Below are 9,193 nucleotides of genomic sequence, written 5' to 3' on the forward strand. Positions count from 1 at the left end.
GGGTGGGGCGGGCTTCGCGGTGAAGTACCTGCGCCACCCGGAGGCGCGCGTGCGGCTGACGGCGCTGGAGGCCGTGTCCGCGCGGCCCGTGCCCGAGGCGGCGGCGCCGGTGCGCGAGCTCATCGAAGGCGAGGACGAAGTGGTGGCGGGCGCGGCGGCGGCCACCGCGGGCGTGCTGGAGGACGAGGCCGCGTTGCCTGCCGTGGAGGCGCTGGCGGCGCGTGTGCCCCAGACGCCGGGCGACGTGGCCGAGCCGGTGGCGGGCGCGCTGGTGGCGCTGCGGAGCCCGGCCGCCGAGTCCCGGCTGCGTGAGTGGCTGATGCACCCGCACGCCAACGTGCGGCGCGTGGCGGCGCAGGCGCTCACGCGGCTGACGGGGCAGCGGGTGCGCTCGGCGCGCGTGGAGCTGCCCGCGAACACCTTCCGGCCCGTGGCCGCCCCGGCGCGCGCGGGGCTCGTGCTACGCACCGACAAGGGGGACATCACCGTGCGGCTGGACGTGGACGAGGCGCCCCTCACGTCGGGCAACCTCCACGCGCTGGCGCGCAAGGGCTTCTTCAACGGCGTCACCTTCCACCGCGTGGTGCCGGACTTCGTCGCGCAGGGCGGAGACCCGCGCGGGGACGGTGAGGGCGGGCCGGGCTACTCCATCCGCTGCGAGATGACGCGCCGGCCCTACGGCCGGGGCACCCTGGGCATGGCGCTGGCCGGGAAGGACACCGGCGGCAGCCAGTTCTTCTTCACCCACGCCCCGCAGCCGCACCTGGATGGCCGCTACACGGCTTTTGGTGAGGTGATGTCCGGCATGGACGTGGTGGACACCCTCCTGGAGGGGGACGTCATCCGCGAGGTGCGCGCGGTGGAGCTGGCGCCCTGAGGTGTTGACTCACGCGCCGCTGGCCCGGGCCAGCGGCGCGGGCGGACCGAGCGGGTCGCTGTTCCAGCGCGCGTGCTCCGCCGCTTCCAAGGCCTCGACTTCCTGGCGGATGCGCTGCCACTCCGTCTCCGGAATGTGGAGGAAGGCCTCCGCCAGCGCCGGGTCGAACTGGGTGCCCGCGCAGCGGCGGATCTCCTCCCGCGCGACGCTCATGGGCCGGCCCTTGCGGTAGGGGCGGTCGGACGTAATGGCGTCCACCGTGTCCGCGAGGCAGAAGATGCGCGCGCCCAGGACGATGTCCTCTCCCGCCAGGTTCTGCGGGTAGCCCTTGCCGTCCCACCGCTCCTGGTGCTGGAGCACGATGAGCGCCGCTTCGTGCAGGTAGGGCATCTTCGCCAGCATCCGGTAGCCGAACTCCGGGTGCTTGCGCATCTCCACCCATTCATCCGGCGTCAGCGGACCGGGCTTGAGCAGGATGGAGTCGCGCACGCCAATCTTCCCGATGTCGTGCAGCAGCGCGCCTTGCTCCACCACGTCCAGCGCTCCGCCCGTCATCCCCACCTCCTGGGCCAGCCGGCGCGAGTAGAGCGACACGCGGCGCGAGTGCCACTGCGTCTCCGTGTCGCGGTAGTCCAGGGCGCTGATGAGCCCGTCGAGCAGCCCCGCGGTGCGCTCCACCACCCGCCGCTCCAGGTCCCGGTTGATGGCCACCAGCTCCTCGTTCTTCTCCGCGACCTCGCGCGACAGCCGCTCGTTGGCGTCCACCAGCCGGTAGTGGTCGAAGGCCTGCCGGACGCTGCTCGTCAAGTCACTGAGCGACCAGGGCTTGCCCAGCAGCCGGAAGACCTCGCCGCGGTTGACCGCCTCGGACGCGGTGCGGAAGTCCGCCGCCGCCGTCAGCATCAGCCGCACCGCCTTGGGGTTCTTCTCCCGAAGGGCGCCGAGCAATTCGATGCCGTTGAGGTACGGCATCATGAAGTCCGTCAGGACGACCTGGAAGCCGACCTCCCGGGCGGCCACGGCCGGGTCGCTGTGCGTGACGACGTCGTACCCCTCTGCCTGGAGGATGCGTGACAGGGCGGCCAGGATGAGGACGTCGTCGTCCACGACGAGGATGCGATCCATGCCCAAGGTGCCTCCAGGACAGCGTGCTTGTACAGCTTTATACACGCCGCTACGGGCCCCCAAAAGACCCCCCAGGCAGGTGATGAGCTCCTAAGTCATGGAAATCCTTGGAGGTTCTTCCATCCAGGAAGAGAGGTAGAACCACGTCACGCTTGCCTGCCCGCCAAGGTGTGATTTATGGTGCGCTGCAACGCTGGACTGTATCGCTAACCCCTTGGAATCGTGGAGCAATCTCCGATGGCAAAAGCCCCGGAAGGGCCCGTGCCGGTGGTGGTGATGGGGCTGGGGTTCATCGGTCAGGAAGTTGCCCGGGCCGCGATGTCTTCACCTGAGGTGGAGCTCATCGGGGCCGTGGACGTGCAATCCGGCCTGGTGGGTCGCCCCTTGGGTGATGTCCTGGGAGGTCCCGCCCCTCGCGTGAAGGTCTCCGAGTCGCTGGCGCAGGCCGTGGGCAAGCGCAAGGGCGTGGTGGTGCTGCATGCCACCGGCTCGCGGCTGCCCAAGGTGTTCGACCAGGTGATGGAGGCGGTGAAGCTGGGGCTGCCGGTGGCCAGCACCTGTGAGGAGCTGGCCTTCCCGCATCTGAAGTACCCGGAGCTGGCGGACGAACTGGACCAGGCGGCGCAGGAGGCGGGCGTCGCGGTGGTGGGCACCGGCGTCAATCCGGGCTTCGTGCTGGATCGTCTGGTGGCGGTCGCTGGACAGGTCTGCGGTCCGGTTCGTCGTGCCACCGTCACTCGCGTGGTGGATGCGCGGACCCGGCGCGAGGCCTTGCAGCGGAAGGTGGGCGCGGGGCTGACGGAGGAAGAGTTCTTCGAGCTGGTGGACAGTGAGCAACTGGGCCATGTCGGCCTTGTTGAGTCCGCGGCGCTCGCGGCCCTCGGCCTGGGGCTGGATTGCGACGACTTCGAAGAAGAAGTAGCCCCCGTGTTCGCCGAGGAGGACATCTCCGGCGGCGCGTTTCCCGTCAGGAAGGGAAGAGTGGCTGGCATGTTCCAGTCCGTGGTCGGGTTGGAGGATGGACAGGAGCGGGTGCGGCTGGAGCTGACCATCGCGGTGGGGGCGGATGACCCCAAGGACCGTATCGAAATCGACGCTGACCCGAAGCTGGTGTTGGAAATCCCGGGGGGAGTGGCGGGCGACCGGGCCACCGCGAATGCGCTGGTGAATGCCGCGCCACGCTTGACGGCCGCTGAAGCAGGGCTCCTCACGGTGCTCGAGCTTCCGGCCGGACGCTAGAGTCAGGAGAGGAAATGCTGGACAAGAACGCGATCGGCCGCGCCTCGCCGCCGACGCTGAACGAGGTCGAAAAGGGCGCCATCCGTCGTTTCGCGGAGGCCATCGGGGACTACAACCCCATCTACTATGATGAGGAGTACGCCCGGGCATCGGGGTACCCCACCATCATCGCGCCCCCCACGTTCCCCGCGTCCTTCCACTCGGCGGCGGACCTGCGGGAGCTGTTGGGCGTGGGCATCAAGAGCCTGCTCCACGCGGAGCAGGGCTTCGACTACGAGCGGCCCATCTTCGCGGGGGACCGCATCTACGTCTCCACGCGCGTCTCCGATGTCTTCGAACGTCCAGGCATGTCCGGGAAGATGGACATCGCGGTCATCGAGGACGAAGGCCGTGACGAGGAAGGCAACCTCGTGTTCCGCGCCCGCCGGACGCTGGTGGTCCGCGCCGCCAAGGAGACCCCGTGATGCCCGCGCGCAAGTTGTACTTCGAAGCCCTCCGCGTCGGGGACGAGCTGCCCGCGCTGGCCAAGGCGCCCGTCGACCGCGTCCAGCTGTCGCGCTACGCCGGCGCGTCCGGGGACTACAACCCGGTCCACGTGGACGAGCTCTACGCCAAGAGCGTGGGCATGCCGAGCGTCTACGCGCCCGGAATGCTCGTCATGGGCATGCTCGGCCAGCTCATCAGCGACTGGGCCCGGGGCGGGCAGATGCGGCGCTACAATGTGCGCTTCATCAAGATGGTGTGGCCGGGTGACACCGTCGTGTGCAAGGGCCGCGTGAGCGACCGGCACGGCTCCGGTGGCCGCTACTTCGTCGAGGTCGACCTCTGGGCGGAGAACCAGAAGGGCGAACTGGTGATGAAGGGCTCCTCGCAGATCCAGCTCTTCTACTCGCTGGAGGACGAGAACCGGCAGCGCTCCGGCCAGTCCCCCATCGTGGTGGAAGTGCCTCGGGAGAGCCTGAGCAACGCCAACGCGCCCGCGTCCGCCACCAGCGCCGCCGCCCCCAGCGAGGAGGGCGACGAGGCGAGCGAGCGCCGTGAGGGAGTCACGTCGAAGAAGACGGTTCCTCGGGAAAAACCGGCGGCAAAGACCGCCACGCTTCCCTCGGCCCGGCAGGCGAAGAAGTAGGCGGACGCACCGCGTCTCAAGGGGCGGTTGTGACCGCCCCTCAACGCGAGGTGTCATTCGGGGTTGACTCAAAAATCAGTCGCCGCCACACTTCCTGCGTCTCCACGCGCCGCTGACCCCATCCTTTTTCACCAGGGGCGGGCAGCGAGCCGTCACGCAGGAGTGGCCATGTCCGCCGGGATCAACACCTACAAGACCGACCTTCGAGAGATCTTCTTCACGCTGTTCGAGCAGTTCGGCTTCGGCCAGGTGGCCGGCCAGGCGCCGTTCGATGCCTGGGGTCCGGACGAAGCGAAGGCGGTGCTGACGGAGACGTACCGCTTCGCGCGCGAGGTGCTCGGGCCCCTCAACTCGGTGGGCGACCGGGAGGGTTGCCGGGTGGAGAACGGCGCCGTCTTCACGCCGACGGGCTTCAAGGACGCGTGGAAGAAGCTCTACGAGCAGGGCTTCAAGACGGTGGGCGTGAGCCCGGAGCACGGCGGCCAGGGCTCGCCGATGATGCTCCAGGTGACGGTGGAGGAGCTGCTGTCGGGCGCCAACTCGGCGTTCAACATGTACCCGGGCCTGGCCTTCGGCGCGGCGGAAGTGGTCGCGGAGTGTGGCACGCCCGCGCAGCAGAAGCAGTTCGTGGAGCGCATGCTCAACGGCACGTGGGGCGGCACCATGTGCCTCACCGAGCCGCACGCCGGCTCCGACGTGGGCGCGGCCAAGTCAACGGCCCGCCGCAACGGCGACGGCACCTACAACATCCGCGGGACGAAGATCTTCATCTCCGGCGGCGACCACGACATGGCGGAGAACATCATCCACCTCGTGCTCGCGCGCATTGACGGCGCGTCGCCGGGCACCAAGGGCCTGTCGCTGTTCATCGTCCCCAAGCTGCGCATCAACGCGGACGGCAGCTCGGGTCAGCCCAACGACGTGGGCGTGGGCTCCATCGAGCACAAGATGGGCATCAACGGCTCGGCCACCTGTGTCATCAACTTCGGTGAGAACGACAACTGTGTCGGCGAGCTCGTGGGCACCGTCGAGCACGTCGGCATGAGCCAGATGTTCAAGATGATGAACGGCGCGCGCATCGCCGTGGGCATCCAGGGCATCGGCCTGGCGTCCGCCGCGTACTACAACGCGCTGGACTACGCGAAGGACCGCAAGCAGGGCTCCCACTTCACCAAGTGGAAGGACCCCACCGCGCCCCGCGCCGCCATCATCGAGCACCCGGACGTCCGCCGCATGCTGCTGGACATCAAGGCGCACGTGGAGGGCATCCGTTCGCTCATCATCAAGCTGGCCATGCACCTCGACAAGGCGCGCCAGCTGGCCGGCAAGGACGACGACGCGGCCACCTACCACAAGGGCCAGGTGGAGCTGCTCACCCCGCTGGTGAAGGCCTACAGCTCCGAGCAGGCGTTCCGCCTGTGCGCGCAGGCCATCCAGATCTACGGCGGCGCCGGCTACATCCAGGACTACCCGGTGGAGCAGTACACCCGCGACTCGAAGATCTTCTCCATCTACGAGGGCACCACCCACATCCAGGCCATGGACCTGGTGGGCCGGAAGATGGGCCAGGCGGGCGGCATGCACTTCCAGCAGTTCATGGGCGACGTGGGCTCCTTCATTGAGGCCCACCGCGAGCACGCCGTCTACGGCGAGGCCGTGAAGTCCCTGGCCGCGGCGCAGGAGGCCCTGATGGCCAGCGCCATGGTGGTGTTCGGCTGGTCGCAGGACGGCAGCAAGTTCCCGCTGATTCCGCTGTCCGCCAACCGCTTCCTCGACATGATGTCCGAGGTCGCCGTGGGCTGGCTGCTGCTGGACGCGGCCCTCATCGCGGAGAAGGCGAAGGCCTCCGTCTCCGCCGACCACCCGGACCACGCCTTCTACGAGGGCAAGAAGTACAGCGCCCTCTGGTACGCGCGGAACGTGCTGCCCAACGTGGAGCAGGCGGCGAAGATGCTCACCATCGAGGACACCTCGCCCATGGACATCTCGGACGCCGCCTTCGCGTCCGTGTGAGTCGCGCGCCCCGCTGAAAAGGCGGGGCGCCTGAAGCACCCAGGCCACCCGGGCTCGCTGCCCTGGGTGGCTTTGGTGTTTCCAGCGGGGGATCCGCCTATTCGCCTTCGCGCACGCCGATGGCGAGCTGCGCGAGCCCGGCCTTCTTGGCCAGCTCCATCACCAGCACCACGGTGCCGTGGGGCACGCCCTCGTCGGCCTGGACGATGACCACCGTCTCCTCGTCCTTCTGCCTCGCGTCATCGAAGGCCTGCCGCAGCTCGTCCTGGGAGACGACGTTGCCGGCCAGCATGAAGCGCCCATCCGCGAGCACCGCCACGGACAGGTCCGTCGTCCTCGCGGTGACGTCCGCGGCGCCGCCCTTGGGCAGGTTCACCTTGAGGCCGGCCTTGGCGCCGCCGCCCGGCCCCTGTTGCACGATGACGGAGCTGGTCACCATGAAGATGATGAGCAGCACCAGGAAGATGTCGGTGAGTGGGGTGATGTTGATTTCCGCGAAGACGCCGTCCTCGGAGCCGTCATCGCTGCCCGGAGTCTTTCCCATGCCCATGGTGCGTTCTCCTCCGGCCTAGGCGGGCTGTGCGTCCGTGCGCGTGGCGGCGGGGGCCTGCGGTTCGGGGGGCATGGGCTCGGCCGGCGGCAGGCCGGCGGCCCGCTCCTTGAGCAGCTCGACGAACTCGTCGCCAATCAGGCGCAGCTCCACCAGCACACGGGACAGGCGGGCCTGGAAGTAGTTGTAGAAGACCATCGCCTGCACGGCGACCAGGATGCCCACCGCGGTGGCGACCAGGGCCTCGGAGATACCCGTCATCACCGCCGCGCTGCCGCCCGTGCCGCCGGCCTCCACGTCCAGGCCCAGGTCCTTGAAGGAGCGCATGATGCCGGCCACGGTGCCGAAGAGGCCCACGAAGGGCGTAATCGAGCCGATGGTGGCCAGGATCCACAGGTAGCGGCGCAGCTTGAGGGCCACCTGGGCGCGCTCGCGCTCCACCGCGGCCTCGATTCCGGCGCCCCCGGCGGTGCGGCTGCGCTCCATCCGGTCGAACCCGGCCAGGAAGATGTCGGCGGCCACCGCGTCGGAGCGCTCGGCGGCGGTGCGGGCCGCGAGGACGTCCCCGCGCAGCAGGTGTTTGTTCACTGTCTCACCCAAGGCGCGTGAACGTTCGCCCACGCCCCAGAGCGCGATGATGCGCTCGACGGCGACAATCAGCGCCGCGACCGAGGCGAAGATGAGCAGGGCGAGGGTGACGCCACCCAGGCGGAGGTAATGGAGGATGTCGTTCAGGCTCATTGGTGGGTGACCGGGCAGGGCGGCATGGCCCAGACTAGGACATATGAACCGCGCAGCCGCCGCAATCTTCCTGGTAGTGCTCTGTTCTGGCTGTCCCAAGCGAATCGAGTTCGGCCCCGAGGGAGAGCTCACGGATGCGGACGCCGTCTATCAGCGCGTCGTGAAGAACCAGGAGAACGTCGTCACACTGGAGGGCGACGCGAAGCTGCGCGCCGAGCTGCCAGACCAGAGCGGCACGCTGAGCATGTTCGTCGCCGTCACCCGGCCGGCCATGCTGCACCTGGAGACGTTCGACTTCTTCAACAGGCCGCTCGCCTCCCTGGTGTCCGACGGACAGCGCTTCGGGCTGTATCAGGCGGATACCAATACTTGGTACCAGGGCCCCGCCAGCCCCGCCAACGTGTCCCGCTTCCTGCCCGTGATGCTGCCGGGCGAGGAGCTGGTGCCCATCCTGCTCGGGCAGGTGCCGCTCATCCCTCCGGAGCGGATGACGCTGGCGCTGGACCGCGACAAGGGCGTCTACGTGCTGACGCTCCACCAGGGTCAGGCGACGCAGGTTCTCCATGTTCACACCAGGTACCTGCGCATCATGAAGAGCCAGGTGCGGGGCATCCCGGGGTATGACCTGGGCTTCGAGGACTTCCTGGAGCAGGGCGGGCTCATCTTCCCGGGCCGGGTGTCACTGGAGGCGAAGCAGGCGAAGACGAAGCTCCAGGTCCGCTACCAGCAGATCAAACTCAACGCGCGGCCGGACCTCACACTCTACGAGTTGGTTCCCCCCGAGGGGGCCCGGGTGGTGGAGGTGGATGCCGCCGGCCGGGAGCTGCCCGCCGGGGCGCCCGCCTCCGGGTCGTCCGCGCCCCTGGCACCAGGTTCCTGACCGGGCAGGCGCGGAAGAAGGGGCGCACGCTGCCGAGACAGTCTAGAGTGCGTGCCACGACATGGCACAGATCAAGCTTGGTGAATTGCTGATCAAGGCGAACGTGCTTCAGGAGAGCCAGCTGAAGTCCGCGCTCGCCGAGCAGGCGAAGTGGGGCGGCAAGCTGGGCGAAATCCTGGTCAGGATGAGCCTCGTCTCCGAGGACATCCTGGTGCGCGCCCTGTCCAAGCAACTGGGAATGCCGGCGGTGAACCTGGACGCGGTGCAGATGGTGCAGCCGCACGTGAAGGCGAAGATTCCCGCCCAGACGGCGCGGGACTTCTCCGTGCTGCCGCTGCAGCTGCGGGATGACGGCAAGTCGCTGGTGGTTGCGATGGCCGATCCGCTCAACATGCGCATGCTGGACGAGCTTCGCGCCGTCACCAAGTGCCGCATCATCCCCAACGTGGCGGGCCGGACCTCCATTGCCCGGGCCTTCGCGCGCATCTACGAGCAGAACCACGAGCTGGAGGACGCGGACACCAACTTCAAGGTGGTGGACGCCCAGGGCCGCACGGTGGTCAAGAGCCTCAAGGACCTGGAAGCCGCGGCCGTGGCACCCGCGCCGCGCGCCGCTCCGGCCCCGGCCCGTCCCCCCCC

At 68.7% G+C, this 9,193-nt stretch carries 10 protein-coding genes; 7 read left to right on the forward strand and 3 right to left on the reverse strand.

What is annotated here, in order from left to right; genetic code table 11:
* Positions 1–877, forward strand: an 877-nt coding sequence (locus HV826_RS37730; protein ID WP_255217566.1) for a peptidylprolyl isomerase, incomplete at its 5' end; no start/stop codon positions are given.
* A gap of 9 nt (positions 878–886) precedes the next feature.
* Here the strand turns inward: HV826_RS37730 and HV826_RS35095 are convergent.
* Positions 887–2,002 carry an HD domain-containing phosphohydrolase gene (locus HV826_RS35095; RefSeq protein ID WP_176421381.1) on the reverse strand — a complete coding sequence of 372 codons (1,116 nt, stop codon included), beginning with the start codon at positions 2,000–2,002 and terminating at the stop codon, positions 887–889.
* A 237-nt stretch (positions 2,003–2,239) separates the two neighbouring features.
* Here HV826_RS35095 and HV826_RS35100 point away from each other — a divergent pair, with 237 nt between their 5' ends.
* The 4 genes from HV826_RS35100 (at position 2,240) to HV826_RS35115 (ending at position 6,383) form a co-directional block, all read left to right on the forward strand.
* The gene (locus HV826_RS35100; protein WP_176421382.1) at positions 2,240–3,241 is read left to right on the forward strand and encodes a dihydrodipicolinate reductase; all 1,002 of its coding nucleotides are present in this window, start codon (positions 2,240–2,242) and stop codon (positions 3,239–3,241) included.
* Between the two features lie 14 nt (positions 3,242–3,255).
* Positions 3,256–3,705, forward strand: coding sequence for a MaoC family dehydratase N-terminal domain-containing protein (locus tag HV826_RS35105; RefSeq protein ID WP_002636736.1), 450 nt, complete (start codon positions 3,256–3,258; stop codon positions 3,703–3,705).
* Positions 3,705–4,370, forward strand: a complete 666-nt coding sequence (locus tag HV826_RS35110) for a MaoC family dehydratase (protein WP_176421383.1) — start codon at positions 3,705–3,707, stop codon at positions 4,368–4,370. Before HV826_RS35105 ends, HV826_RS35110 begins: the two co-directional genes overlap by 1 nt.
* 168 nt (positions 4,371–4,538) lie before the next feature.
* The gene (locus HV826_RS35115; RefSeq protein ID WP_176421384.1) at positions 4,539–6,383 is read left to right on the forward strand and encodes an acyl-CoA dehydrogenase; all 1,845 of its coding nucleotides are present in this window, start codon (positions 4,539–4,541) and stop codon (positions 6,381–6,383) included.
* A gap of 97 nt (positions 6,384–6,480) precedes the next feature.
* Here the strand turns inward: HV826_RS35115 and HV826_RS35120 are convergent, their stop codons facing one another.
* Together HV826_RS35120 and HV826_RS35125 are read right to left on the reverse strand one after the other, a co-directional pair.
* The gene (locus HV826_RS35120; RefSeq protein ID WP_176421385.1) at positions 6,481–6,933 is read right to left on the reverse strand and encodes a biopolymer transporter ExbD; all 453 of its coding nucleotides are present in this window, start codon (positions 6,931–6,933) and stop codon (positions 6,481–6,483) included.
* A gap of 18 nt (positions 6,934–6,951) precedes the next feature.
* Positions 6,952–7,674, reverse strand: coding sequence for a MotA/TolQ/ExbB proton channel family protein (locus tag HV826_RS35125; RefSeq protein WP_176421386.1), 723 nt, complete (start codon positions 7,672–7,674; stop codon positions 6,952–6,954).
* A 43-nt stretch (positions 7,675–7,717) separates the two neighbouring features.
* Between HV826_RS35125 and HV826_RS35130 the strand changes: the two genes are divergently transcribed.
* Together HV826_RS35130 and HV826_RS35135 are read left to right on the forward strand one after the other, a co-directional pair.
* Positions 7,718–8,554 (forward strand): DUF4292 domain-containing protein, encoded by an 837-nt coding sequence (locus tag HV826_RS35130; protein ID WP_176421387.1) that lies wholly within the window; start codon positions 7,718–7,720, stop codon positions 8,552–8,554.
* A 61-nt stretch (positions 8,555–8,615) separates the two neighbouring features.
* Positions 8,616–9,193: general secretion pathway protein GspE (locus HV826_RS35135; RefSeq protein ID WP_176421388.1), on the forward strand; the 578-nt coding region annotated here is incomplete at its 3' end.

It is taken from the genome of Myxococcus sp. AM010 (assembly GCF_013372585.1).
Lineage (GTDB): Bacteria > Myxococcota > Myxococcia > Myxococcales > Myxococcaceae > Myxococcus > Myxococcus vastator.

Bases quoted from the DNA above. Each gene is read 5' to 3' on its own strand.
- HV826_RS35130 (WP_176421387.1), top strand. From the start codon at position 7,718: ATGAACCGCGCAGCCGCCGCAATCTTCCTGGTAGTGCTCTGTTCTGGC.
- HV826_RS35115 (WP_176421384.1), top strand. From the start codon at position 4,539: ATGTCCGCCGGGATCAACACCTACAAGACCGACCTTCGAGAGATCTTC.
- HV826_RS35120 (WP_176421385.1), bottom strand. From the start codon at position 6,933: ATGGGCATGGGAAAGACTCCGGGCAGCGATGACGGCTCCGAGGACGGC.
- HV826_RS35105 (WP_002636736.1), top strand. From the start codon at position 3,256: ATGCTGGACAAGAACGCGATCGGCCGCGCCTCGCCGCCGACGCTGAAC.
- HV826_RS35125 (WP_176421386.1), bottom strand. From the start codon at position 7,674: ATGAGCCTGAACGACATCCTCCATTACCTCCGCCTGGGTGGCGTCACC.
- HV826_RS35110 (WP_176421383.1), top strand. From the start codon at position 3,705: ATGCCCGCGCGCAAGTTGTACTTCGAAGCCCTCCGCGTCGGGGACGAG.
- HV826_RS35100 (WP_176421382.1), top strand. From the start codon at position 2,240: ATGGCAAAAGCCCCGGAAGGGCCCGTGCCGGTGGTGGTGATGGGGCTG.
- HV826_RS35095 (WP_176421381.1), bottom strand. From the start codon at position 2,002: ATGGATCGCATCCTCGTCGTGGACGACGACGTCCTCATCCTGGCCGCC.